We start from the raw sequence: 25152 nt of genomic DNA, 5'->3' as shown, positions 1-25152 counted from the left end.
TTCCACGATCTGGTTTGCTCTGCCCCATCCTGATCTTGGTCACGGTCGTTCGTCAGAATGCCGGTCTCCCGGATGGGGAGGTGAGGAGACCGGCATCCGTCGCGCGCCTTCACAAGGCCGCGACTCGCGACCTTTACGAGGCCGCGAGCTCGGCGGCGGTCTTGCCGACGATGGATTCGTCGACAGGCTTCATAATACCATGCTCCATCAGCATGTCCTCGAGCTCGTCCATGGAGATCGGGGTCGGAATGATGCCCTTGCCGCCATTGTTGTGAACCTTTTTCGCGAGATTGCGATAATGATCGGCCTGCTGCGACTCGGGCGCATACTCCAGCACCGTCATGCGGCGTAACTCGGCATGCTGCACCACATTGTCGCGCGGCACGAAGTAGATCAGCTGAGTGCCTAGCTTCTTGGCCAGAGCCTCCGCCAGTTCCAGCTCCTTATCGGTTTGCCGCTCGTTGCAGATCAGGCCGCCCAGCCGCACGCCGCCGGAATTGGCGTATTTCAGGATGCCCTTGGAGATGTTGTTTGCGGCATACATCGCCATCATTTCCCCGGACATGACGATGTAGATCTCCTGGGCCTTGTTCTCGCGGATTGGCATCGCAAAGCCTCCGCAAACGACGTCCCCGAGCACGTCGTAAGAGACGTAGTCAATGTTCTCATAGGCGCCGTTCTCCTCCAGGAAGTTGATCGAGGTGATGACGCCGCGGCCGGCGCAGCCGACCCCTGGCTCAGGACCGCCGGACTCCACGCAGCGGATGTCCTTGTAGCCGACCTTCATCACGTCCTCGAGCTCGAGGTCCTCCACGCTGCCGGCGCTCGCTGCAAGGCTCAAAATCGTGTCCTGCGCCTTGGCATGCAGGATCAGGCGGGTCGAATCCGCCTTAGGGTCGCACCCTACGATCAAGATTTTCTGACCCATCTCGGCCAGCGCCGCCAGCGTGTTCTGTGAAGTGGTCGACTTGCCGATACCACCCTTTCCGTAGAACGCGATTTGTCTCAGTGAAGACATATTGCTCTCCATCAACCGATTTGCCAAAGTTCCGCGCTTCGTACGCGCCAGCTTGTTCTCGTTCAGAAACGGGGCACACGGGTTCAAGGGAAGGAGCGCATCGCTCGTCTTAAGCGTCGGCGTGCACTCAGCCCTCACTCAGTGTTGCTACCGCTCATTAGCAACCACCATGCCAACGCCTGTCCGCGCACATTAAGCTTCTGATTACGTTTTGAAAACCGCCAGCGAGCCGATGCGTGATCCTGGCTGTTTTGGACCTGACAGGATCTGCGCAGCTGTAAGGAAACCAACAAGTGGCCAGAACCAATCAACCGGAAAAGCCGGTCTGGCGCGCTTGTCCGATGCATCATGTGTGGAACGGACCTTGCTACTCTTCTTGCAAGCCCCTTGTCGACGATCGGAGGAGAGTGAGGATGTCGGCGGCGAAACCTTGCAGGTAGTGTTTCGCCGGTGGTGTTCGATCTGCCGCGCGACCTGCAATTCAATGCAGCATGAACCAGATCGGGGCGCACGAGCTTACCGCCCAAGACGCCTTTCAAGCGTCACCCATGGGTTGACGCCAAATGCACTCCTGCTCGGTGCCTTCTTTCCGAGACCGAAAGGAGCTCATCGATGAGTTAGCGGCTCAATTTCAAAATGTCCGGATCTTGGTCGTTTGCAAACGCCCGAGGAGGCCAAGTCGGTCGGCGGCATGAGCCGCGGCAGGTGGTAAAGCCGCTGACCTTGGGGATGGTTCTCAAAAAAGGTCGAATGCACTCTGGAACGCGGCGGTCGCCGGCCCGATCGTTCAGCGCGCCGTACCTACATAAGGAGCAGGCCACGGCGACAATTATCTTTTATCAAAAACCCGGCTGCGACACCAATGCGTATCAAATGCAGGCGCTGAAGGCCGCTGGCCATGACGTGATAGCCAAGAACATCTTGAAGGAGCGATGGACTGCCGAGGATTTACGCCTCTTCTTCGGCAATAAGCCGATCGCATCCTGGTTCAACCGAGCCGCGCCTCGTATCAAGTCGGGCGATATCAATCCCGACGAAATCGACGCGGCGAGCGCGCTCGCGTTGATGCTGCGCGATCCGCTCCTGATCCGACGCCCGCTGATCAACGCCGACGGTGCAAGATACGCCGGATTCGATGACGAGCCCGTATTGTCGATGCTTGGCCAGAAGACGCAAGATGATCTCGAGAGATGTCGCACGAAGGAAAAGCCCCAGGCTGTCTCCAGATGTAATGAGATGATGAATGCTATCGTGCGGAAACTGACGCGAAGAGCGACGTTGTCGCCTTCCGAATCCTTCAGGGACCGCCGACACGCTTTTCGCCGACAAGCAAGTGTGAGTGGCTCGTCTGTAACACAGCGGAGCCCATGTTGCGCTCCGTGTGAACACAACCCTTTCGCGCTCACGGTGTGTAAGAGGCCGCTGCAGCTAGACCGCCTCCATCGCCCCATGACTCATCTGGCTTGGATCAGATCGATAAGATGATAACCAGTTCCTAGTAGAGTTCGGCTCAGACAGAATATTGAGTCGAATATCGATGAACAGGCGCCACGACGCTTCCCGGCCGTGGTGCTTATGCAACTTGGCTGCTTAATTGCGCTACGGCCGTAGCCATTTTGATCGGCATCAAATCCTTCTCCATCCGCAATGTGTGACAGAGGTTCTCGCGCGACTCTTCGCGCGGACTTGGAATGGAGAACTTGATGAAAGCAAGAACCCTTCTGACGACGGCATCGCTGCTCACGCTCGCGGCCTCGTTCAGTTCCGTCAGCATCTCGGTACAGGCTGCAGATCTGGCGCCGGCACCGGTCTATTACAAATCGCCCCCGATCGCCCCCTTCAATCCGTGGATGATCCGCCTGCGCGTGCTCAGCGTCTTGCCGGACAGCGCAGCCAGCTCGGTCAACGTCGCGGGAGCCCCGCCGCTGTCGTCACCAAGTTCCGGCCTGTCGATCAGCGATCGAGTGATACCGGAGCTCGACATCACCTATTTCTTCACAACAAACATTGCCGCCGAACTCATTCTCGGCGTGGCCAGCCATCACATCAGCGGTAGCGGCACGCTCAACGGGCTCGATGTTGGAAAGGCCTGGCTATTGCCTCCGACACTGACGCTGCAATATCACTTCACCGATTTCGGGCCGCTCAAGCCCTATATCGGCGCGGGCATCAACTACACCGCATTCTTCAACCAATCAGCAGCCAATACGCCGCTCGCGGGGCTTGCGGTGGCGGATTTGCGCATCAGCAACCAGTTTGGCGCCGCGGTCCAATTCGGCTTCGATTACATGCTTGACCGTCACTGGGGCCTCAACTTCGACGTGAAGAAGTTGTGGCTGCGGCCGGATTACTCGGCGACCGTAAACAATGCGATAGCCGTCACTGGCCGCGCCAATATCGACCCATGGCTCGTCAGCGGCGGAATCACGTACAAGTTCTGACGATAGCACAAGCTCCAGGGAAGAGATCGGCTTGTTCAGATGCGAGCGAGACGGCGAGTTTAAGGTGCACCGTCTCGCCAGCGCCGGACTGCACGCGCAACAATGCTCGCTCTGTGAGCTACGAATTGATGGCATGAAGTGGCGGAACGCCTGCATCACTAATAGTGATCGACTAGATTCAGCTCCCTGCCTCCTTGCACGCTGGTAAGCGGCAAAGAAACCCCGTCTGGCGGAGTGGTAAGCGATCGGCTATCGGCTGCTGAGTTTGTGAGCCGATGTGAGCTTCTATGTCTGCGCCTAGTTCTGGAACTAGAACCTTCCATATGATCGAAGCGGTCGCCGACCGTCTTGAGGGAGCGCCGCGGCAGCTTCGCCGACGCTGGTCGGACGAGTTCAAGGCGCAAATTGTGACAGAGGCGCTGGAGCCTGGCGCGAGCGTCTCGGCGATCGCCCGCCGGATCGGCATTCACCCGTCGCAGCTGTTCGCTTGGCGCCGTGATGCTCGGGCCGAGCGGCATTATCGCTCGCGGCACTCGAGTTGCGAGGGCGTGGTGGCGTCTGTGGCAGGCACAGTGATTGAGATTGCCATTGGCGAGGTCGTCGTGCGTGCCGGCGTGGACGTCGACGAGGCGCACTTGCAGCGAGTGATCCGGGCGGTGCGTTCGGCATGATTCCCTCGGGCGTGAAGGTGTTCCTCGCCAGCCATCCAGTCGACTTCCGCAAGGGTATCGATGGCCTGGTTGCGCTTGTGCGCGATGCGGGCTCAGATCCGTTCGACGGTGCGCTTTATGTCTTCCGGGCCAAAAGAGCCGACAGAATAAAGATCGTATGGTGGGATGGCTCCGGCGTGTGCCTCTATTTAAAACGTCTCGAAAAGGCGAAGTTCTGCTGGCCGCGGATCGGGCATCATCGGGTGCAGATGAATCCTGCGCAGTTGATGGCACTGGTGGATGGAATGGACTGGAAGCGGGTCCGGACCGTGGCGGTCCAGCCGCCGGAGATTGTTGGGTAAAAGCGCTGCGGCGAAGTGAATCAGTGAGCTGAAAAGGCAAGAGAACCGGGGCAAAATGTGCTCTGGTCGGGCCAATGACGCCGCCCGATCTCAACCTCCCGAATGACGTAGAGACGCTGAGAGCCATGGTGCTTGCCCTGGCCGAGAGGGCGGCCCGCGCCGATGCTCTGGAGAGCGAAGTCGCCGATCTCAGGGTGCGCAACGCCGATGCCGATGCGCGTATCGAGCGGCTGACGCAGATCCTGAAGGCCTTCGACCGCGCCCGGTTCGGCCGACGATCGGAAAAGCTCGGCTCTGCGAACGGCGACGATGAACAGCAGGCCTTTGTCTTCGAGGAAATTGAGACCGGCATCGCTGCAATCAAGGCCCAGGTCAGCAAGGGCCGTGAGCAAGCGGATGGCAAGCGTGCACCGCGTCGGCGCAAGGGCTTTGCGCCCCATCTGGAACGGATCGAAACCGTCATTGAGCCGGAAGACCTTGCTGAGCACCGGCAAGCAGAAGGTGGTGATCGGCGAGGACGTGTCGGAGCGTCTGGATGTGGTGCCAGCGAAGTTCCGTGTGATCGTCACGCGCCGTCCCAAGTATGCCTTCAAGAACGCGGACGGCGTAATCCAGGCGCCGGCTCCGGCCCATATCATTGAAGGAGGCATTCCGACGGAAGCGCTTCTGGCCCAGATCGCGGTCGCCAAATACGCCGATGGCATGCCGCTCTACCGGCAGGAGGCGATCTACGCGCGCGATCATGTCGAGCTCGACCGCCAGCTGATGGCGCAATGGATGGGCAAGCTCGGCTTCGAGCTCGAGATCATGGCCGACTACATCTTCAGCGAGGTCAAGAAGGCCGAACGGGTCTTTGCCGACGAAACCACCCTGCCGACGCTCGCTCCCGGCTCCGGATCGACGAAAACGGCCTACTTATGGGCCTATGCCAGAGATGACCGCACCTTTGGCCGCAGCGGTCCCCCGATGGTGGCTTATCGCTTCGAAGACAGCCGCTCCGGCGAATGCGCGGTCCGCCATCTCAATGGTTATCGGGGCATCCTGCAAGTGGATGGCTATGCCGCCTATAACAAGTTGGCGCGCGCCGATCGCGGCAATGATGGCATCACATTGGCTGGCTGCCGAGTAGGCGGGGGTGTTGCCATCCCCGCCCCTCACAGACCCGGACGAGCGGATTACCCGCATCCGGTTCTTCACGCGCAAGCTTCGCTCACGAGACGGCAGCATATTGGTGGACGATCTTGGCTGTTGGCAGTGGGTATCGCGCGAGCATGGCCCGGAAGCGCGTCCACGGCAGATTGCTGTGGCGGCCACGCCGTGCGAGCCATTTCCTCCATATCCGCGTGACTTGGTGGTGGTACCATCTGATGCGTCGGCCGTTTCCGGAGATGCCGTAGTAGGCGCAGTGCCCCCGGATTACCCGTGACAGATGGGCGTGCTGCTCCCTGAACGAACAGTGCAGGTTTTGCCGACACCATTCCATCACAGAAGCCAGCGCGCGTGCGTAACGGTCTTTTGCCGTTATCTGACGGACGACATTCTTGCCTTGCCTCGACAGACCCCACACGTGGGTGAAGCCAAGGAAGTTGAACGTGGTCCCCGCCGTCGCAGGATGACGCCCGCCTGGGCGTTTGAACCGGAAGTCTACGAAGCGAGTCTTGGTCGGATGGAGTTGAAGCCCATACCGATCAAGCCGCTTGGCCAACACGTTCAGCAATCGCTTGCCGGACAGGTGGTCCTCAAAGGCAATCACCGCATCATCAGCGTATCGAACCAGTTGGCACCGCCCCTTGAGCCGCGGTCGCGCCACCTGCTCGAACCATTCGTCCAGCACATAATGCAGGTAGATGTTTGCAAGCAGTGGCGAGATCACGCCGCCTTGGGGCGTTCCAACAGTCGTGCGGCGCAGGATGCCCTTTTCGAGCACCCCCGCCTTCAGCCATTTATCAATCATCCTCCGGACGACACCGTCCGTGACTCGCTGGTCGAGGAATCGGCGCAAGTGTGCGTGGTCGATGGTGTCGAAGTATTTCGAGATATCGACGTCCACCACCCAGCGCAGCCCTTGTTCCATGAACCCGGTACGTAGAGCGTGCAGGGCGTCATGGGCCGATCGTCCCGATCGGAACCCGTACGAGCACGGCAAGAAGTCCGTCTCGTAGATCGGCTCTAGCAGCAGGAGAATCGCCCGCTGCGCCACCTTGTCTTCCAGTGTCGGGATGCCCAGCGGCCGTTCCGTGCCATCCGCCTTGGGGATGTAGTGCCGTCGCACCGGCGGCGCGATGTAACGGCCGGATTTGATGCGCGCCAGGAGATCATCAAGATTGACCTCCAAGTTCGCCTCATAGTCCGTCGCCATCATGCCGTCGACGCCGGGCGCGCCATCCTTGCGCGTCAGACGATAAGCCTCGAGCATCCATTCACGGTCGATCAGGTGATGCAGCGCGGTCAGCACCCGCTCGGGATGTTGCCTCGCCAGATCGGCTATCCATTGTCGTTTCGTGGACAGGTTTGCGGGACTCAGGGTTCCCTCCCGTGTTTCTCGTCAATGGGTCTTAACGCGTGACGGCTCCCTTCCCTCCAGCGGGTCCCGGTGAGCCCAGTTCCCCGCCTTCCTCGGTACTACGAAGCCGCTACGACTTCCCGCCGCGCATGTCCGTCAGCTTATGTCTTCGCCTCGGGATTCCACATGCCTTGGTGTTTCGTGTTCGCGTCTGCGCTCCCGATGTTCGCCAAGTCGGTCATCGGGCCCGGAGCATTGTTCAGGCCGGTGCTCCTGTCCGGCCGATTCATGTGGACACAAACGGGACCTCTCAGGTTTCCTGGTGGCCCATCCCGTACCTTTGCCCTGCTCTGAGACCCCGGCCGAACCGGTAAGCCTGACCATAGCGGCTTTCCCAGTGCTGCCCCCGGATCCAACACGGCGAAGGCTTCAGCACGACCATGATTTCGAGGCTGCCACAGGGCTTCAGTACCCGCTGTCTACGCTTCACGAATGACGTTGCCGTCACCCATGCAAGACTCGCTTCCGGCTGGCGGGCTCCGCCTTTGCCGCGAGGGCGTCGAACCCTCTGGGTCACGTTGAAAGGTTTCAGGTCACATTCTTCCTCCTTTCCAGGACTTATCCTGACGCAAGCTGGTCACACAGCAGACGCAAGTTCTACGAGCTGCATGTTGCAGGAAGCTCGAAAGTGGCAACGATGACGGTCGAGCGGATGGCAAAGCTCTGGCAGGTCGAGAAGACCGTGCGCGGTCAAAGTCCCCACGCACGCGTTGCCGCGCGTCAGCAAGCCTCCGCGGCGGTCGTCGCAGATCTCTTTGATCTCTGGCAGCAGACCTTGCGGCGGATCTCCGGCAAATCAAAACTGGCCGAGGCAATCCGCTATGCCGTCTCGCGCCGTGCCATCTTCGAGCGCTTCCTGACCGACGGCCGCATTGAGCTCGACTCCAACATCGTCGAACGCGCCATCAGGCCACAAACAATTACGAGAAAGAATAGCCTCTTCGCTGGCAGCGACGGCGGCGGACGAACCTGGGCGACCATCGCGACACTGCTGCAGACAGCGAAGATGAACAACGTCGATCCGTTCGCCTGGCTCACCCTCACGCTTCAGCGCATCGCCAACGGCTGGCCGAGCAGCCAGATCGAGGCGCTTATGCCATGGAACCACGCCGCGTGAACGGCCTCAGCTTGCCGCTTACGCACGCTGCAGAGTGCCAGCCGCTTATCAAAGGCGGCAATTCAAATCGGTTGTCGCTCTGGGAGGCAGACCGCGCTACAAAAGGGGTGACGCTCGGGCCTCATCGGACTCGATCAAGCGCACTCTGACCGGTCCGTCTCTCACCGAACATTTTTGAATCCAAGGCCACAGCGACAAGGTCAATGGCCTCCTGTTGCGCACCTCCTGGAGGCGTGAGGGCACCCAGTCACCTTAAGAACGATCGAACAGCTCAACGACCCCAGTCTTTGAACAGATAAGCCGTGCATTCTCGATAGCCCGGACCAAGCGGCGCTAAGCGAAGCCAGCTAGTGTCCTGAACCAGAAGTTCGCGACAGAGCTGGCTCCGCAAATTCGGACAGTAGCTTGAGTGGATTTTCTGCCTGACAGCGGCGAGGATTCTTGCCGCGAATCAGGAGCGAAGATGACGAAGAAGAGCCGCCGGATGCATTCTCCGGCATTCAAGGCGAAGGTTGCTTTGGCTGCGGTCAAAGGCGACAAGACGCTGGCGGAGCTGGCGCAACTGTTTGATGTTCATCCGAACCAGATCACGATCTGGAAAAACCAGCTCCTGGAAGGCGCCGCCGGCGTGTTTGGGCATGACAAGGCGTCGGCCGAGACGCCGGTCGATTTGAAGGCGTTACATGCCAAGATCGGCGAGCTGGCGTTGGAAAACGATTTTTTGTCCGGCGCGCTCACCAAGGCGGGCCTGCTGAGCGCAAAGCGATGATCGACCGCGGTCATGATCTTTCTATCGTGCGCCAGGCGAAGGTCCTGAAGCTGGCTCGCAGCACGGTCTACTATGAACCTCGGCCAGTTTCGGCCGAGGACCTTGCCTTGATGCGTCGGCTCGATGAGCTGCATCTCGATTATCCCTTCGCGGGAGCGCGTATGCAGCGATCGTTGCTGCGGCGGGAGGGCGTATACGCCGGTCGCCGCCACATCGCGACGCTGATGAAGCGCATGGGGATCGAGGCGGTCTATCGTCGCCCGAACACGAGTAAGCCGGCACCGGGTCACAAGATCTACCCGTACCTGTTGCGCGGATTGAAGATCGAGCGGCCCGACCAGGCGTGGGCAATGGACATCACCTACATTCCGATGCGGCGTGGCTTCGTCTATCTCGCGGCGGTCGTCGATGTGTTCAGCCGACGGGTCCTGGCCCATCGCGTCTCGATCACAATGGAGGCGGCCTTCTGCGTCGAAGCGGTCCAGGAGGCGTTGGCGAAGCACGGCAGGCCCGAGATTTTCAACACGGACCAGGGCAGCCAGTTCACCAGCCTCGAGTTCACCGATGTGCTGCTGGACGCGAAGATCGCCATCAGCATGGACGGCAAGGGCGCCTGGCGCGACAACGTGTTTGTCGAGCGGCTCTGGCGCACGGTCAAATACGAAGAAGTTTATCTCCGCGCCTACGACAGCGTGTCCGAGGCGCGAGCGTCAATTGCCAAGTATCTGGCCTTCTACAATCAGGGACGCCCTCACTCGAGCCTTGACGGGCGCACGCCCGACGAGGCTTACTTCGGCACGCAAGCTATGGTGATGGCCGCATGACCGTCGCCGACGATTTTGTCGTCGCTCTGGTCGGGCTACGCCCTCCCGACGCAACGACAAAATCGTAAGGCCCCGCGTTCAGCATAACCCGGCAGGAATCCACTTAAATCCCGCGGGGCGCTGTCCAAACAACCGGCGCCAGCTCTCGACATCGGGTCGTGTTTTGCCGGGGCATTGTACCGGCAGAAGCGTTCGATGGAAGCAAGGATGTCATCGGCGGACTTAGTCCATCGGAACGGTTTTGGATCGGCGTTGTGTCGGTCGATGAACGAAGTGATGTCAGCCCTGAGAGCGGCGATGCTGCGATAGATGCCGCGCCTGATCTTCTTATCGGTGAGGAGCGCGAAGAAGCGCTCGACCTGGTTGAGCCATGACGAACTGGTCGGGGTCAGGTGCACGTGCCAACGCGGCCGTTTAGCCAGCCATTTTCGGATCAAGGGGGTCTTGTGCGCGGCGTAATTGTCCATGACGAGATGGACGTCCAGTTCACGCGGCACGGCAGCTTCGATCTCGTCGAGGAACTTGCGGAACTCGGCGGTGCGGTGGCGTCCATGCACTTGCCAATGACCCGTCCGCTAGCAATATCGAGGGCGGCGAACAGCGATGTGGTGCCATGCCTCGTGTAGTCATGGCTTCTTCGGGCCGGCTGGCCGGGACGCATCGGCAGCATCGGCTGACTGCGGTCCAGCGCCTGGATTTGGGACTTCTCATCCACACATAGAACGATGGCGTGCTCCGGTGGCGAGACGTAGAGGCCCACAACGTCGCGCACTTTGGGCACGAAGTTTGGATCGGTCGAGAGCTTGAACGTCTCCATTCGGTGCGGCTGGAGCCCGAAGGCCCGCCAGATGCGTTGCACCGTCGACACTGATAGGCCGCTGGCCTTCGTCATGTCGCGAGAACTCCAATGGGTGGCGTTCTCAGGGCAACTCTCCAACGTCCTCACGATCACGGCTTCGATGCGGGCATCGTCAACCGTACGTGGCGCCCCGGAGCGCGGCTCGTCATGCAGCCCGTCCACGCGCCGCTCCACAAAACGCCGCCGCCACTTGCCTACCGTCGATCGGTCCAGGCCCAGCTTGGCCGCGACTTCCTTGTTCTGACCGCCCTCCGCGCAGGTCAGCACGATCCGGGCTCTCAGAGCCAGCGCCTGCGCTGTCTTCCGCCGCATCGTGAGCGACTTCAGTTCGGCACGCTCTTCATCGCTCAATGTCAGGGCGCAAGTTGCTGGACCGCCATCAGATCCTCCGTCGCTGCTGCAGCCTCCATCCTTGGCACGGCGACGCGAATCTACTGCGAATCTACGATTGCGAACTTGTGACTCAGGACACTAGCTTCGCTTGAGCACCATCACAAGACGGTCCACGCGTTTGCCTTGTACGAGATGAGAATTTACGATTTCGTCCACGTCCTCGGGCGTGGTCGCGCGGTACCAGACTCCGTCGGGATAGACGACCATCAAAGGGCCGGAGTTACAAAAGCCGAGGCAGCCCGCCACCGTGAAGCCGACATCGTTCAGACCTTGCGATTCGATCGCCTTGCCCATCCTATCCCACAGGGCTTGCGCGCCCGAGGCGCCGCAGCTGCCGTGCGGATGATTCGGCGGACGCTGCGTATGGCAGGCAAAGGCATGATGCCTGTAAAGTTGAGGAAGCTCGAATTCGGTTTCTGCATTCATGCGCCTATCCTGCAATCAACGGGTTCATCTGAAAAGCGGCAACGCCGGAGTACTTGCCGCACAATCTATTCTTCAGTTGAACGCCGGATCGATCAATTGAAGCAGCTGACTCCCACTCGTGCTCGCGAAAGCAGCCGAAGCGAGCGGACATCATCGTGCTTGTTAGTCGTGCTTGTTATCGGAAAATCCGCGAGCAGATACCTCCGCGTCTGACCGGCCTCCTTGATCAGTTTCAACGCCTTCTCCCAAATCGTGACCGTTTCTGCTCACGCATCATTTGCTCAACCATCCAACATGTTCAAGCAACTTCCACGCCAATGCGTAACGCTCGTTTCCGCAACGATCCCTTGCCCGCCTCCGGCGCCACTGACACTCATTGCCGCGGTTACGACAATGTCGTTCTCTCCTGTTCCGGACATGACAAACGTCGCATCACGTTCAACGCTTCAGCTTCAGCTTTCCGCAGTCCGCTCCTGCGATTAGACGGAAGATACTCGCTCGGTCTGTTCAGACCTTGCACGGTCATTTCGCGGAATGAACCGCGATCTTCGTGATCTGCGTACCGTCTATCGAGGAGCGCGTATGGCGATCGGCCCAGTGAATAGAGCGCTCTGCCCAGGGGAGTCGGCTAATTGCATCGTTCGACCGCGAACCAAAGAACTTCCTCGCCGAAAGGTTAAGCGCCGCGCACGTGCCGCTGCCCATCCCGCGTTTTCGTCAAAGATAGCGCCCAATCGCGACGGGGTCCGAGCGAGGCACAGGTGATCACCGAGCTTACGTTTGAGGCGACAGGGCTGGCCTGCCGCAATCCCGATTGGCAGCAGCGGCAAAACCGCCCACACAACGATGTCGGCTTGCCTCAACCGCTTCAAGCGCTTCAACTCGAGATTCGCTCGCCGCATCTTGCGGAACGATGAGAATGACCACGCGCACGTGCTCGTTAATGCATTTGACCTGGAGCGATGCCGTCAGTGGATCAAGGTGACGAAATTCGCCAGGGCGTTGGATGTACAGAGGGTTGGCATTGCAATTGCAACGCAGACACGAACGCCGGCGGCGCCCGCGGACATCCGATCGTTCGGCGTGCGTTGCGCGCTGCGTGTCCCGCGAACATCGGATACAGGATCGTCATTTCTCTGCTCAAACGGTCCTGTCAGTCTGGGTCTCCCCATTCTTCCAGCCCAGACGGTGTCCTCGGTGGGCTTGCAGCCGCCGAGGGCATTTCTTTCTCGAACCTATTGTCATCCACCGGCAGCCAGAAGCGGTTCTTGCATGCCAGGTCCATTTGGTGAGTTAGCGCCAGAGCCCTTCCTTCGTGCCACGGAGATCGCCGGGTGCATGACCGGGATCCGGATGCGTGCCACTGAACTTGCGGGTTCAAAACGTTCTGCTCTTACAAGTTCAAAAAGCGACGACACGCACCTGCGCCAACGCTCACAAGGCTTTATCCGGCGCCAAGCGCCTAAGGCAACTCGAGCAATAGCTAAGCGATGCAGCTGTTAATCGGGGTGGATCATAACATCCATGGTTTCGCCGCTGTCCTCGAATAGGTCGGCACGCCGATCATCCGCCAGCAGCTTGACGCCGCGCAGGCAGACGTCACCATCTATCACGGTGAGTGCGACCGGCTCAAGCGCTTGTCCGTTGCAGGGCCCATCGATGCATACCCCAGTGTCGATCTCGAATCTCGCACCATGCCGTCCGCATCTGAGAAAGGAGCGATCTGGAGAGAAAAACTCGCCGGAGCCGATGTTGAGCCAGGCACTGTCATGCGGACAACGGTTGACATACCCGAAATAATCGTTCCCGAAAGTGCGCAGCACAATAATTAGAAACGGCCGGCACTCGCCGCTAGCATCGATCCGCGACAGGCTAAAGCCCTTGGCGCCAGTCCGCTCGATAGCATCAGCGAGACATACGGCGAATACCTCGATCTGATCGCTCAGCAGGTTGCCGATTATACCTTCGCTCATTCCCGCCTCGTGGTTTCCTGCTTGAAGGTTTCGATCGCGGTCCGCGTCAGTCGAAAAACACCACGACCACGAGCGATCGGGCGATAGCTTGAACTGGCACGGGCGTTAAGGACATCAAACCATTGGTTCGGCGTGAGCTTCGCCGGGCACTCGCTGATTTGCACCACCCTCCCGTTCGGAGCGAAGCGGACGTGAACAATGACCCTGTTGCGAGTTCACAGCAATTCCTTACTGGTCAATCTAAAGACCCGAACCGAAACTGAGGATCTGGATTATGACGTGCTCGGTTCCGAGGCCCTGGCGCGGGCCTGGACCCTCTGGTCGGAGACGGCGCCTTCACTACTTTGCCAGTGTTTTGCACGATCGCTGTCGGAGAGCATTTCTCCTCCGGGATTTTCGGACGAAGATGTGGCATCCGGCCTTCCTCAATATTCGTCGGGGTGGCGATCTGCGCGCCAAATGCCGCCACAGACGGCCCGCCATCGCGTTGCTGATCTAGCGCAATGGCAGCACGGCTCATCGCAACTCAACCTATTGTTCCTTCAGTAGTGGATGACAAGCATCTTAGTAGATCGCTGCACCCGCGCCCACATTGATCGACGCATCTTTCGTGGTTTCGACGATAAATTCGACCTTGTCGTTCGTGGGATGGGTGTGAAACGGCAGCGCCAGGGCGCGATCGGCGATCTTTTCCGCAACCGGGAAATCGCCCCGCCGATAGCCGAGATCAAAATAGTGACGTTGCAAATGCAATGGATGGCTATAGGCGGCGGATTCAATCTTGGCGGCACGCAGATCATCGACAATGACGTCACGGCCGGATCGCGTGAAGCGCGTCCCTAGATGGACGAGATAGAGCATCCAGTTCACCTCGGTCACATGGGGGCCAACGTAAGGCGGTTTGATGCCTCCAAATGATTGCATATGCGCGTTGTAGAGCTGCTCGACCAACCGGCGACGCTCCAGGCTTTCGTTGAGACGCTTGAGCTGTGCCAACCCCAAAGCCGCGGTGAGATCGCTCATACGAGCCTGGTAAGGTGCGGTGGCACTGACGACAACGGAGGAGCGTTCGTCCAGTCGATGGGCGCAATACCGACGCAAGCTAACCGCGATATCGATATCATCGGTCACGACCATGGCGCCTTCGCCGCAACTTATGGCCAGGGGCTGAGCAAAGTCGAATACCGCCAGGTCGCCAAACCTGCCGACGAGCTCGCCCTTATAGCTCGATCCGATCGCCTCGGTGGAATCCTCCAAAAGCGGTAGCTGATGGCGTTGGGCAATCGCACGCAATTCCGACCATGGCGCCGGATGACCGTTGGAATTGCTGGCGACAATCGCCCGCGTGTTTGCCGTGATGCGTTCCTCGGCCTTTGCTGGGACCAATGTTCCCGACCAATAGTCGATGTCGGAAAATACCACCCGTACGCCTGCGAGACTGATGGCATGGACCGTCTCGCGAAAGGAATAGGGCGAGGCGATGACTTCCTGCCCTGATTCGATCCCGAGCGCCTTGAGCGCAAGCAGGAGCCCGATGGTGCCGCTTGATACGGCAACGGCATATTTGCGGCCAAGATACGCTGCGAAAGCGTGCTCGAACGCCTCAGTGGTACGTCCATTGGAGATTTGCGGTGAACATAGCAATGTTTCCACGGCAGAGAGCTCGGCTAAGGTGATATCGGGATCGGACAGTGGAATAAAGGATGGATTTGCCTCAACACTATCCGCGCTATCCAGGGGGTGCGCTGCGAGTTCAATGCCGCTCACCGTCCTCAATTCCTTTTCGCCAGTACAATGCCGGTCGCCCGTGTCGGATCGGCCGTAATCCGCACGCAGTGATCCGAGCCATCCAGCAAATGCAGGTCGAAATGAGGAAACTGCCGGAACGGCTGGTCCGCAACATCCGACGCATCGCAACGTACCCAGGCAAGCTGCGGGAAGCGGCGCGGCAGCTCGACAAAGGAGCCCGTATCGGCGCCATCGTCCGCAAGCAGCCGCTCGATTTCGATCAGTTCCTCCGCACTGAGCGCCATCGTGGCTCCTTATGGCTCGTCAAAGTTCGTTCGTCATTGCCAGAACAGACGTTCCGGATCGGTGTTCAATTCGTCGATTGCTGAAGTCAGACGGTGGTAAAGGCTGTAAAACTCCCAGATTCCCTTTGCGTGGTTCTTGCAAAACAGCTTCCAGATCCCACCCACGGCATCATAAAGAATCAAGGCAACATCAATCAGACCGCCATCCTTATCGATATTGCGCGAGCAACAGGCGCTCTCGATGAGATAGCCACCCCTCACCGGCGTCACGTTCGGTGAAACATACAGATAACGCTTGCGCGAACTCAAGCCGCGCTGGATCCGCTTGCGATCGAGTTCGTTCGGGTGAGGAATCAGCCCCGTCTTTACCTTCCTCATCAGCGCGGCATTCATCGCGAACTCCTCCCTTCAAAGCACTGTGATCTCTTCTTCTAGACAGCCGATGAGCAGGGCGTTCACCAAAATCGACAGTATATATCGGCACGTTCGCTTCGTTATGGATGGCTACCCTGATGATCTCGCCAGTCGCTCCGGCGCCGAGCAAGCACTCCTCGGGCTCCGTATTGGGAAAAGAGCCGTCGTTGATGAGGTCGACGACGGCTTTAACGCGCCGGCCCCGGCGATATTTCGAAAAGCGGAACTCACTCATGACACAGCCTCTTCCGGCAATGGCAGATCATCGGTCTCCTCGCACGTGTCCACCGGCTCGAGCTCCTTGCGCTTCATGCCAACTCGGTAGCCCGTTTCCAGAAACTCGACCCCGTAAATGTAGAATTGCTGCAGGAACGTGCCGATCGAGACGACGTAACCCACCTCTCCCTTCGAGACCAGAATGTCGCCAACCTGCTTGCCGGGATAGGTGCCATCATTGCGGATGGTGCGATTGGCTCGTACCTTTTCGCCAAAGCTGAAGACAGGCGGCCCGCTGAGCTCGACGACGTCGCTGTCGCGAACGATGTTGCTCATGCGCCGCTCCCAAGCGGACATGCAGGCATGCCCGAGCCATCGCAGGCGAGGTCCCGCATCACTTCGCCCTCACCTCCGGCGCGATTTGTCAATTCAATAGCTGAGATGCAGCTCGCCGCTTCTAGGTAAACCTGCCGATCAGGGCCGTGCCGTAGAGCAGTTGGCGCCTCTGGCAAGGGCGATCGCGCGATCTCGAACCCCACCGAGGCATCTGGGCCGTTCACTACGGCTGGCAACCACTGATAGGGAACATCGCGCGCCACCATGTCGCGGAACTCGACGTCCGTATCACTCATCAGCTGACCGAGCAGCTGCGGCGCGATGCGGCGCGCCTCGATCACATTGCCGACTATTCGATTCGGAACATCCGCAAGGATCCCCGCGCCGTTCTGGTCAGTCGGCTTGAGTTCGGGACGCCTGTTCGCGGCGGCGGGTCCTTCGTCGCTTTTGCCGAGCCGCATCCGACGGTAGGCGTGAGGATTCGCCCCCACGGCTTCGGAAACACGGAGCTTTTCGAGCTCCGGCGCCTCCGAGAGGCGCGTTGTGCAAAGATAGAAGCCGTAGACGCTGTTCAATGCGGCGGCGCGGTCCGAGGTGAGCGCACGCGCTTCGACTACATGTTGGTTTGCAACCTCGTCAAGATGATCGAACAGCCGTGCCTGCCGCAGCCGAGCCTCGGTCGCGCCGGGGAGATCATCGCCGGTCGGCGTGGACAAGATCAGCGCTCTCTGGCTGCCGGACGGCGGGTTGGCTGTTAAATCAAGGTTCATCGGCAGCTGTGCTCTTGGGTGTGCGCCGTCACGCTCCGCCGCGGAGCGCCTGGTCCAACCAATGATGGACTGGCGTGCGCAGCAGCATCAGTCACATCGACGATGACAGCACCGCCTGGAAGGCGGCTGCCGGCGTCGAGAAACGTCGCTGGAGCGCTGCACGGGACGAATTGTCCACAGCGTCCTTTCTGCCCGCGGGCAGCGGCCAATCCAAGGCGGCCGCCGTTTCTGAGAAAGGCCCGAACCTCGGCGCCTACGGCGCCGCTAACGCGCAGCACGACGCTTTGGACGCTTTCAGCAGCAGCTCTTGGCATTCTGATCATGGGCTAATTCTTTAGGATGGCGCCTGGTAACGCGGCAAGGAGGTGTCAATGACGCAGGTGCCGTCGACGGGACAAGCCGCGACACATTGCGGCTCATCGAAATGACCGATGCATTCGGTGCATTTCGCCGGTTCAATGACGAAGCGCCCCGCGCTCTCCGAGATCGCAACATTCGGGCACAACGGTTCGCAGGCTGAGCAGCTCGTACACTGCGAGGCAATGATCTTGAATGGCACATACGCCCCCTTTACCCCGCAGAGATCAGGGACCCATACCGAATGTCGGCGTCACCTCGCTGGGCATGCTGGATTTCTCCGCGTTTTACCTTCTCGAGATAGGACCTGAACCAAGCGATCGCCGACTTCTCTATGAACTCATGCGCGTATCGATCGACCGGTTCGATTCCGGCCCTGATCAGATTGCTCTTCGGGCAACCGCCGATCTTGGCCACGAACACCGCATGGCAGTCATTTACGCTTCGGATGATGGTCGAAAGCCTATCCCCCTCGCCATAGCCGCCCTGGCAGTAGACATCCACGCGCCGGTGGCCGACAAATTTGGCGCCGGATGTGGAAATTTCGTACACCTGAAACTCTTTTGCATGTCCAAAGTGCTCGTTGATCAGCCCCGAGCCTTTGGTTGCAACCGCGACCAGAACGGTGATTTCGCTCATCTCGCCGGCGAACTCCGCGAGGCCCTCTCGGCTGGCCGCGACTTTGGCGGCACGCTCAGCCTCTACCTTTTCTTGATAAGCCTTGCGCATCTCGGGGTCATATTTGACATCCATTTTCATGACTCGGTCGATGTTGAACTCGCTTCCGCGATCCGCGCCGACCAGCCCCACCGCATCGGCGCGGCACTGACGGCAATGCCGCATCATGTTTACCCCTCCCTCACAAGCATCCTGCAGTGCCTTCAGTGCCTGAGCCGTCGGACCTCGTTGACCGTTGAGGCCGAATACTGTGCCGTGCTCGGGCGCCGAGATCAGTGGCATGATGTTGTGAAGGAAGGCTCCGCGCGACTTCACCGCCTTGTTGACCTCGACAAGGTGATGGTCATTGATATGCGGGATCATTACCGAGTTGACCTTGCATAGGATACCCCGCTCGCTAAGCATCTCGAGACCCTGTAGCTGACGATCGGTGAGTATCCTCGCCGCGTCGATGCCAACGTAGCGCCTGTGGTTGAAGAAGATCCACGGATAGATCTTTGCGCCGATTTCAGGATCGATCGTGTTAATGGTGATGGTGACGTGCTCGATCTTGGACTTGGCGATGGTGTTAACATAGTCCGGCAGGGCCAATCCGTTGGTCGACAGACACAGCTTGATGTCGGGAGCCGCCTTGGCGACCAGGTCGAACGTCTTGAATGTTTTTTCTGGATTGGCCAACGGATCGCCGGGACCAGCGATGCCAAGCACAGTCGTCTGCGGAATGATGGTCGCGACCGCGAGCACTTTTTTCACCGCCTGCTCGGGGGTAAGCTTCTCGCTCACCACGCCCGGACGCGATTCATTGGCGCAATCATATTTGCGGTTGCAGTAGTTGCACTGGATGTTGCAGGCCGGAGCCACCGCGACATGCATACGGGCGTAGTGATGATGTGCCCCTTCGCTGTAGCATGGATGCTTCTTCACCTTTTCCCAAATCTCGGCCGGCAGTTCGCCGTGGGCCGCCCGTGAGCGGCAGCTCGCCTGGCCTGTGTTGACCGACGTGCCGCAGCCCCTGTGCTCGGCGGTGGGCCGCATCATCTTGTCCAATGAACCTTCGACATATCTACCGCGCCCAACGACCGCGTTCATTTTCATCTCCCCGTGCAGGCATCATCGGCTTTCCAAGACCAATCCTGAGAACGCCTCATGAGGGGGAGTAGCAACTCACATGCCATAGCGGAAACGGTGACGTTGCAGCCCTACTTAAACAGTCAGCGGTAATGATCGATATTGATACTAGAATAGCAACGAAGCGCATGTTGGAAATGCGGCAGGTACGTCGTGATTCAGACACAGAGATCCGTGGATGGTGCATTCATACTCGCACTAGAGGCGCGCGGGATCCTTGCTCTATCTGCATGGTTTTGCGCGCTGCTGCCGGCCACAAATGGGTCGATACTTCTGGCGATCCGACGTCACAGCGCCGTTAATTGATGAGCATTATCCCCAACGCGCGAGGGAGCCAAATCGGTGTCAGGCCTTGCTTGAGCTGAACACGGCGCTCGTTGCATTGAGAAGACGCTCGGATCGACGATTGCATCGTGGTATCGGCGGGAACGCCTGATGATCTTCGCCGCATTGCTTCGCAATAGCGATAGTTGAAGCGAGAGCAAGAAAGCTCCGTTCGGTCCGCCTTTCCTTGATGGCGTCTGGCAACTGAACCACGATGCTGCCATAGCGAGCAGCCGCCAAGAGCTTCCTGATCTCTGGCTGCGAATATGTCGAGGCACCGATCGGAATCGAGATCGAGACACCGAAGCCCGGCAACGATACTATCGACCTCCTGGCCAAGCAGGTCAGCGAAACGATATTAGCAATTCTCTCCAATGCCGATGTAGAAGATTGGCCTCATGTTCATGCATCTTTCCCGTTCTCGCCCCGTTTTTTGGCATTGATTGTGATCGGCAATGGTGTGTCGCTCGCCATCTCGGGTAAATCGAGCACCCAGCCATTAGCTATCTTGATCCAGCCGCCCCAGAGCGACTCGTACTCAGATTCCACGATCGGCTCTTCGAGATCCTTTTTTGGCACGTAGATCGACAGGCCCGCGTCCGACGAGCGGCGGATCATGATTTTCACAAGCTCAACTCCCTCGACTGTGACGCATAGCTGGGCGGAGCGCCAGACTCCCGCGAGGTGGCACGCAAGCGAGCAACAATGTCTGACAGAGCGCACACGACCTCGTCAACCTCCGCGACGGTGGTTTCACGCGAGAGAGAAAAGCGCACCGCGCCGCGCATCCTCCACGCCGGCACCTGCATGGCGCGCAGAACGTGCGACGGCACCATTGAGCCGGAGCTGCAGGCTGATCCGAGCGACACGGCAATGCCCGCACGATTGAGATGATGGACGACTGCTTCGCCCTCGAGATGATCGAAAGCGATATTGGCTGTGTTCGCTAACCGGTTGTTGACATCGCCGAGCGCAAAGCATTCGCCATTATGTAAGATCCCCTGCTCCAGACGGTCGCGCAATGCACCAATGCGAACGCGCTCCGGCTCGAGCCGCTCCACAGCAAGCTCCGCAGCCCTTCCAAGACCGACGATGCCGGGAATATTTTCCGTTCCGCCGCGGCGCCGCCTTTCCTGTGATCCGCCCCAGATCAGGGGCCGGAATTTTGTCCCTTTGCGCAGGTAGAGCGCGCCCATTCCTTTGGGACCGTGCAATTTGTGTGCGGACAGCGACAACATATCGATCGCACTGTCCCTTAGGTCGACGCGCAGCTTGCCTATGGCCTGGACCGCATCGGTATGGAACAGTGCGCCCGCCTCACGTGCCAAGCCGGCTAAAAACTCCACGGGAAAAATGGTGCCGGTCTCGTTGTTCGCCCACATAATCGAGGCGATCGCTGTGCGTGGCCCGAGCGCGCAGCGAAAGGCCTCGACGTCAAGCCAGCCGTGGGCATCTACGGGTATGATATGCGTCTTGACACTTCTTGTCGCCAGTTGCTCGACCAGCGCAAGCACGGCGGAATGCTCAACCGAGGTCGTGACGATCTCGTCGCGACCATCTTGGGTGGCAAGCGCAGAAAGAATGGCGGCATTATTGGCCTCGGTTCCACCGGAGGTAAAAACGATTTCATGATCGTAGGCATTCCCTAGCAAAGCCTGCAAGCTACGCCGCGCCTGCTTCAGCGCGGCCGCGGCCTCGCCGCCAAAGGTGTGGGCCGAGGAGGCATTTCCGAACTGCTCGGTAAAGAACGGCAACATGGCTTGCACGACGGATGGATCGGTCCGCGTCGTCGCATTGTTGTCTAGATAAACCGGCATTTGATCCCCATTCAATCCCGCGTTTTGCCTGCAACAACAACCGTGATCAGGCGGACGAATTCGACGAGCCTGTCGACCAGCTGCACTTGAACGCCTTCCAGCGTCATCCTCAAGAGCTTAAAGAGCGCGCAGGCACGGGTTGCGCCTACCATGATCTTGCTGCCATCAATTCCAATCAACTGATAGTCGGCGCCACTGCGTTGCAGATTGGCACGGATCTCCTCAATTACAGCGCGGATGCGTCCCGCTCGGCCGGTCGAGATCGCCGTCAATTGCCTCAGTTGTTCGGGGTCCGCCAGCATGTTTTGACGCCTTTTCTTATCAGCTGAACGATTTGCCGCAGGAGCAGCTCGAAGTGGCGTTTGGGTTATTAAAAGTGAAGCCTGGGCTCTCCAGCGCCATCACGAAATCGATGGTTGTGCCGACCAGATGGTCATGGCTCTTGTTGTCGACAAACACCTTCACACCGTCGCACTCGATCACCGTGTCGTTAGGCTTCGGCTCCTTGGCCAGACCCATCATGTATTTGAGTCCGTTGCAGCCGCCTGCCTCGACGATAATGCGCAGCCCGCTTGCTGGCTGCGCCGATGACGACATTGCGCCCCTGACCGCATTCACTGCGCTATCCGTTAGCTTGATCATGGCCTCTCTCAACTGCTTAGCTTTGCCTGCTGAAGGGCAAGTCATGTGCCAGCGAGAGGACGCTTGATGATGCTTACCTTTCCGGATCGCACCTGTTGGCTTTTGAACTCGTGTCGGGTTTCTTTCAAAGCTACTTGAGGCAATCGCAGCCCACTTACGCCTTTTTTATCTAAGATACGCCGAAGGCCGCCACGCATGCGACGGCAAGCAATTTGCATTGCATTCGCACCGGCCAAGTCGTCGGTGAGGAGCTTAGATCGAGGACGATTTTAATGACTGCAATCGAAAACACCGCACTCGGCAGACTTGAGAAGGAGGGTCGCCTGCTCAATGCCGTACTCAAAGGCGGGACCACCAAGCCGGACCGGTTCGGCTTTCGCGGCGATGTCGCACTGAAATTCCAGACCCAGGTCGCCGACGAGAAGCGACCGCCGGACTATTCCATCGAGCAGGTTCTAACGATCGCGCAGGAAGGAGAACGCACTATTCCGGTGCTGGCAGGGTATCTGCATTCCTTCGCGTATCTGGCTGACGTCGCAGCCGTCCTTGACGGCGCCTTAAGCCCGAATGGCAGCTATTTCATATTCTGCAACAACATAGATTTGCTGGCGAAATACCGAATCAAGCTCGGTGATGTTACCTTCCACGTCTTACCGTGTGATGAATCCACCGTTTGGAAGGAGATGATGGACCTGGTCGGAGTCAGCAAGGACGACATCAAGAAGCTCGATGCGGGCGGCAAGCTTGATTACCTGCTCGATGCGGCAAACGACATCGAGCTGTCCGATCTTGAGCTATCCTATGACGAGATCTCGTACGAAGACGGGCTGAAGAGGATGGAACCCGTGAAAAACCGTAACGAAAACCGGCCGGTCTGAGCGCGGCCTTCATTCGTTGGGAAGCGCATCGTCTTCGACAAGAGGCATACCGACGACACAGATATCGCCATCCAGAACCGTCAACGCGATCGGCGTGAGCGCGCCACCCTTACATGGACCTTCGACGCATCGTCCCGTGGCGAGCTCGAAGGTCGATCCGTGCTTGCCGCACATCAGCCGGATGCCGTATGGATCCAAGAATTCGTTCCAGTTCCAGTCCAGATTGACGCTGTTGTGCGGGCATTTATTGGCATAACCAAACACCTGCTTGCCCCACCGCACTACAACGATGGACCACGGCCGGTGACCGCCCTCGTCATCGACGACCATCAGATGGAAACCCATGGCCCGGCGGCTTGGAATGTCGTTAATGCCACAAATCGCATAGATTGCATCTGGCTGCATTCATTGCTCGTTTATTGCAGGACGCTCTTCATTTCGCGGGACGATCAAACATGCAAGAACCGTAGAAGAGCCAGAACCGCTCGGCTTTCTGACGATCCGACCTTAAGGCTTCGTCACAGCTGATTGGCGCAGGTGCACGATTGGGTCGGCTCCGCGCGAGCATCGAGGCTTATTGCCTACTCCTTGCCCATTCGCAGCTGCAACTTTCGCGCGCAAACTTTTCCGACACCTTACTGAACTAAACGCAGTGGTTGCTCACTGATCGCCACAGCCTTTCCACTTGCGCCAACTAGACCAAATACGCTGCGAATTGTGTCGCGATCGTCACCTTGGCATATAGTTTGATCCGAAGCTTCCTTGAGCACATACCGCCCTCAACCTGCTCATATCATGACGCGCCGTTGCATTGGCTACACGATTGGGGCGCGGATTCGTACTCGATCTTCGTTGCACCGATTCCAGCTGCACGGCCCGCAAGCGCGAGAATATCATTACTTTCTGAATAGGATAGGCAGGCGAATGGGGCCGCACGCTGCTAACGTACGCCCCCCCTCGTTTAACGCTAGGACCTTCGCGGCGGCGCGTCCATTCACGAAACAGCCGTCATTTCCTGCCCAGGTCTCTTTATTGCGGCTGTTCTACTCCATGCGCAATCCTTCGAGAGCTTGCTCCAAGTAGAATGACGGATCATCATCTGAAGAGGCCGCTTCGGCACTTTCGACACTTGCTTCAGAAGCGGTGTCACTATCCTCGACCTTAGTAAGATACTTCGTAGGCTTGTCTACTCGCTGCCACTCGTTGCTCTCGTTTTTCGTCCACACTTCTGGATGCTGGTTAGGATCAAGCGCCCAATAATTACGCCCCATGTGAACAAAACCCATTTCGGCCAGACGGGGTTCCATGCCCTCCAAGCCAGGACGTGACAAGACCAAGGGATGGTCGCCGTCCTGTCGCAGTTGATGCTCCAGCAGAATATCGCCCGCGTTCTCGACCAACGGATGAGTAACCCGAAGGTCAACCACGGACGTGATATCATTGCGTCCAAACTGTTGCCGAAACTGCTCCCCCTTGATTCGAGCCGGCCCACCTGCTCTTAAAAGCCCGACAGTTTCGTCACCCAACTGATAGCTGTAGAATCGTGCTGGCTTGCTTGGATCATCGTAAGTGTGGAGGTAGCTTCCAGCAACCATTCCTGCGCGCCGAGCCTTCCCGGACACGAAATCCGAGTACTCTTCTGGGTTACTGGCGATGTGCCTGATGTCACCGCCCAAAAATCTCCTCACTCCCTCCGTGAAGGAAGATCGATCGATCTCTATGATCGGCGGATCGGAAGCCAGAGAGTATGGCGTCGTTGTCACCGACGACGACGCACCGGGCTCCATGCCTGCAACTGTGTCCGCAAATCGCGGGCTCTCTCCCTCATCTCCAGACTCATCAACGTGGCTGGCGCTTCCAGACTGGCTGGACGATCCGACGATTCTGCCATACATCAGATTCGCTCTCCTCTCGGCTCAATTGCACGCTGTATGAGCTCGTGCCGCACGAGCTCTGCGGAGGATGATATACAGGTTAGCTGACCATAACCTGACGCATAGGCGGCCAATTTAGGCTCTTCCAATCCTCAAGGGAGCAGGCAAACAAATAAAGACGGTACCGTTCACCCGAGAAGCGTGCTCCCTCATCGGGATCAGCATTGCGCCATGCGTTATGACCTGAATCGCAATACACCTGCACGAAACGCTGACCCCACTGCTAAGAG

General features: G+C 58.7%; 25 protein-coding genes and 4 pseudogenes. 9 read left to right on the top strand and 20 right to left on the bottom strand.

All coding sequences use genetic code 11. The annotated features are described in order from the left end of the window. Positions 1 to 133: 133 nt before the first annotated feature. Positions 134 to 1018, bottom strand: a complete 885-nt coding sequence (gene nifH / locus HAP48_RS24490; protein ID WP_029084287.1) for a nitrogenase iron protein — start codon at positions 1016 to 1018, stop codon at positions 134 to 136. A 636-nt stretch (positions 1019 to 1654) separates the two neighbouring features. Here nifH and HAP48_RS50840 point away from each other — a divergent pair. From HAP48_RS50840 to tnpC, 5 genes and pseudogenes are all read left to right on the top strand, one after another. Beyond that, positions 1655 to 2503 (top strand): ArsC/Spx/MgsR family protein, encoded by an 849-nt coding sequence (locus HAP48_RS50840; RefSeq protein WP_420869889.1) that lies wholly within the window; start codon positions 1655 to 1657, stop codon positions 2501 to 2503. A gap of 218 nt (positions 2504 to 2721) precedes the next feature. Further along, positions 2722 to 3459, top strand: coding sequence for an OmpW/AlkL family protein (locus HAP48_RS24480; protein WP_225024805.1), 738 nt, complete (start codon positions 2722 to 2724; stop codon positions 3457 to 3459). Between the two features lie 323 nt (positions 3460 to 3782). Next, positions 3783 to 4130 carry a transposase gene (locus HAP48_RS50110; RefSeq protein WP_029085231.1) on the top strand — a complete coding sequence of 116 codons (348 nt, stop codon included), beginning with the start codon at positions 3783 to 3785 and terminating at the stop codon, positions 4128 to 4130. Further along, on the top strand, positions 4127 to 4471 hold the full coding sequence (gene tnpB / locus HAP48_RS24470) for an IS66 family insertion sequence element accessory protein TnpB (protein ID WP_029085230.1): 345 nt from the start codon (positions 4127 to 4129) through the stop codon (positions 4469 to 4471). Before HAP48_RS50110 ends, tnpB begins: the two co-directional genes overlap by 4 nt. Positions 4472 to 4545: 74 nt before the next feature. Continuing rightward, positions 4546 to 5593, top strand: a pseudogene (tnpC, locus tag HAP48_RS24465) (IS66 family transposase); the annotation flags it as partial. Between the two features lie 88 nt (positions 5594 to 5681). On the opposite strand, the gene ltrA reads toward tnpC, so the two are convergent. Further along, positions 5682 to 6926: a group II intron reverse transcriptase/maturase gene (gene ltrA, locus HAP48_RS24460; RefSeq protein ID WP_224496549.1), complete on the bottom strand. Its 1245-nt coding sequence runs from the start codon at positions 6924 to 6926 to the stop codon at positions 5682 to 5684. 682 nt (positions 6927 to 7608) lie between these two features. Between ltrA and HAP48_RS24455 the strand changes: the two are divergent. Together HAP48_RS24455 and HAP48_RS24450 are read left to right on the top strand one after the other, a co-directional pair. Further along, positions 7609 to 8151, top strand: a pseudogene (locus HAP48_RS24455) (IS66 family transposase); the annotation flags it as partial. Between the two features lie 463 nt (positions 8152 to 8614). Further along, positions 8615 to 9744, top strand: a protein-coding gene (locus HAP48_RS24450; RefSeq protein ID WP_166204126.1) for an IS3-like element ISRj2 family transposase whose coding sequence is annotated in 2 segments (ribosomal slippage) — positions 8615 to 8867 and positions 8867 to 9744 — 1131 coding nt in all. Because the reading frame shifts where the segments join, the coding sequence is not laid out codon by codon here. 182 nt (positions 9745 to 9926) lie between these two features. On the opposite strand, the pseudogene HAP48_RS24445 reads toward HAP48_RS24450, so the two are convergent. The 9 genes and pseudogenes from HAP48_RS24445 to HAP48_RS24400 form a co-directional block, all read right to left on the bottom strand. Further along, positions 9927 to 10915: pseudogene (locus HAP48_RS24445) on the bottom strand (IS630 family transposase); the annotation flags it as partial. A gap of 159 nt (positions 10916 to 11074) precedes the next feature. After that, positions 11075 to 11422, bottom strand: coding sequence for a (2Fe-2S) ferredoxin domain-containing protein (locus tag HAP48_RS24440; protein ID WP_029084658.1), 348 nt, complete (start codon positions 11420 to 11422; stop codon positions 11075 to 11077). Positions 11423 to 12921: 1499 nt separating this feature from the next. After that, positions 12922 to 13395, bottom strand: a complete 474-nt coding sequence (locus HAP48_RS24435) for a Rieske (2Fe-2S) protein (RefSeq protein WP_166209439.1) — start codon at positions 13393 to 13395, stop codon at positions 12922 to 12924. 564 nt (positions 13396 to 13959) lie between these two features. After that, positions 13960 to 15153, bottom strand: coding sequence for a DegT/DnrJ/EryC1/StrS family aminotransferase (locus HAP48_RS24425; RefSeq protein ID WP_224497075.1), 1194 nt, complete (start codon positions 15151 to 15153; stop codon positions 13960 to 13962). Between the two features lie 14 nt (positions 15154 to 15167). Further along, complete coding sequence (locus HAP48_RS24420; protein WP_029084661.1) at positions 15168 to 15428, bottom strand: hypothetical protein; 261 nt, start codon at positions 15426 to 15428, stop codon at positions 15168 to 15170. Positions 15429 to 15461: 33 nt separating this feature from the next. Continuing rightward, positions 15462 to 15821, bottom strand: a complete 360-nt coding sequence (locus tag HAP48_RS24415) for a DUF3024 domain-containing protein (RefSeq protein WP_029084662.1) — start codon at positions 15819 to 15821, stop codon at positions 15462 to 15464. Positions 15822 to 15836: 15 nt separating this feature from the next. Continuing rightward, positions 15837 to 16077, bottom strand: a pseudogene (locus HAP48_RS24410) (nitrogen fixation protein NifZ). Continuing rightward, on the bottom strand, positions 16074 to 16394 hold the full coding sequence (locus HAP48_RS24405) for a nitrogen fixation protein NifZ (protein WP_029084663.1): 321 nt from the start codon (positions 16392 to 16394) through the stop codon (positions 16074 to 16076). Before HAP48_RS24405 ends, HAP48_RS24410 begins: the two are co-directional and overlap by 4 nt. Then, the gene (locus HAP48_RS24400) at positions 16391 to 17164 is read right to left on the bottom strand and encodes a hypothetical protein (protein WP_029084664.1); all 774 of its coding nucleotides are present in this window, start codon (positions 17162 to 17164) and stop codon (positions 16391 to 16393) included. Before HAP48_RS24400 ends, HAP48_RS24405 begins: the two co-directional genes overlap by 4 nt. Positions 17165 to 17238: 74 nt before the next feature. On the opposite strand from HAP48_RS24400, the gene HAP48_RS24395 reads away from it, so the two are divergent. Next, positions 17239 to 17502: a hypothetical protein gene (locus HAP48_RS24395; protein ID WP_029084665.1), complete on the top strand. Its 264-nt coding sequence runs from the start codon at positions 17239 to 17241 to the stop codon at positions 17500 to 17502. Here the strand turns inward: HAP48_RS24395 and HAP48_RS24390 are convergent. The 7 genes from HAP48_RS24390 to HAP48_RS24360 all read right to left on the bottom strand — a co-directional run bounded on the left by HAP48_RS24390 (position 17499) and on the right by HAP48_RS24360 (position 22110). Beyond that, the gene (locus HAP48_RS24390; protein ID WP_029084666.1) at positions 17499 to 17723 is read right to left on the bottom strand and encodes a 4Fe-4S binding protein; all 225 of its coding nucleotides are present in this window, start codon (positions 17721 to 17723) and stop codon (positions 17499 to 17501) included. The two genes, HAP48_RS24395 and HAP48_RS24390, sit on opposite strands and share 4 nt — an antisense overlap. Before the next feature lie 11 nt (positions 17724 to 17734). Further along, entirely contained in the window at positions 17735 to 19288 is a 1554-nt protein-coding gene (nifB, locus tag HAP48_RS24385; protein ID WP_165128113.1) for a nitrogenase cofactor biosynthesis protein NifB, read from the bottom strand. Positions 19289 to 19672: 384 nt separating this feature from the next. Further along, positions 19673 to 19966: a hypothetical protein gene (locus HAP48_RS24380; protein WP_156929007.1), complete on the bottom strand. Its 294-nt coding sequence runs from the start codon at positions 19964 to 19966 to the stop codon at positions 19673 to 19675. Between the two features lie 87 nt (positions 19967 to 20053). After that, positions 20054 to 20278 carry a putative nitrogen fixation protein NifT gene (nifT, locus tag HAP48_RS24375; RefSeq protein ID WP_029084668.1) on the bottom strand — a complete coding sequence of 75 codons (225 nt, stop codon included), beginning with the start codon at positions 20276 to 20278 and terminating at the stop codon, positions 20054 to 20056. Then, positions 20275 to 21468 carry a cysteine desulfurase NifS gene (gene nifS / locus HAP48_RS24370; protein ID WP_035978158.1) on the bottom strand — a complete coding sequence of 398 codons (1194 nt, stop codon included), beginning with the start codon at positions 21466 to 21468 and terminating at the stop codon, positions 20275 to 20277. Before nifS ends, nifT begins: the two co-directional genes overlap by 4 nt. A gap of 11 nt (positions 21469 to 21479) precedes the next feature. Beyond that, positions 21480 to 21770: a NifU family protein gene (locus tag HAP48_RS24365; RefSeq protein ID WP_029084670.1), complete on the bottom strand. Its 291-nt coding sequence runs from the start codon at positions 21768 to 21770 to the stop codon at positions 21480 to 21482. 19 nt (positions 21771 to 21789) lie between these two features. Then, on the bottom strand, positions 21790 to 22110 hold the full coding sequence (locus HAP48_RS24360) for a HesB/IscA family protein (protein WP_029084671.1): 321 nt from the start codon (positions 22108 to 22110) through the stop codon (positions 21790 to 21792). Between the two features lie 272 nt (positions 22111 to 22382). On the opposite strand from HAP48_RS24360, the gene HAP48_RS24355 reads away from it, so the two are divergent. After that, positions 22383 to 22988: a hypothetical protein gene (locus tag HAP48_RS24355; RefSeq protein ID WP_029084672.1), complete on the top strand. Its 606-nt coding sequence runs from the start codon at positions 22383 to 22385 to the stop codon at positions 22986 to 22988. Positions 22989 to 22997: 9 nt separating this feature from the next. Here the strand turns inward: HAP48_RS24355 and HAP48_RS24350 are convergent, their stop codons facing one another. Further along, positions 22998 to 23393 (bottom strand): Rieske (2Fe-2S) protein, encoded by a 396-nt coding sequence (locus HAP48_RS24350; RefSeq protein WP_029084673.1) that lies wholly within the window; start codon positions 23391 to 23393, stop codon positions 22998 to 23000. Between the two features lie 638 nt (positions 23394 to 24031). After that, a complete protein-coding gene (locus tag HAP48_RS24345) occupies positions 24032 to 24883 on the bottom strand; it encodes a host specificity protein (RefSeq protein ID WP_224496567.1) in 852 nt (283 codons plus the stop codon). Between the last annotated feature and the right edge of the window lie 269 nt (positions 24884 to 25152).

This window comes from Bradyrhizobium septentrionale (assembly GCF_011516645.4).
Lineage (GTDB): Bacteria > Pseudomonadota > Alphaproteobacteria > Rhizobiales > Xanthobacteraceae > Bradyrhizobium > Bradyrhizobium septentrionale.
Note: the sequence above shows the minus strand (reverse complement) of the source record. Positions and strands in the feature narration are given on the sequence as shown.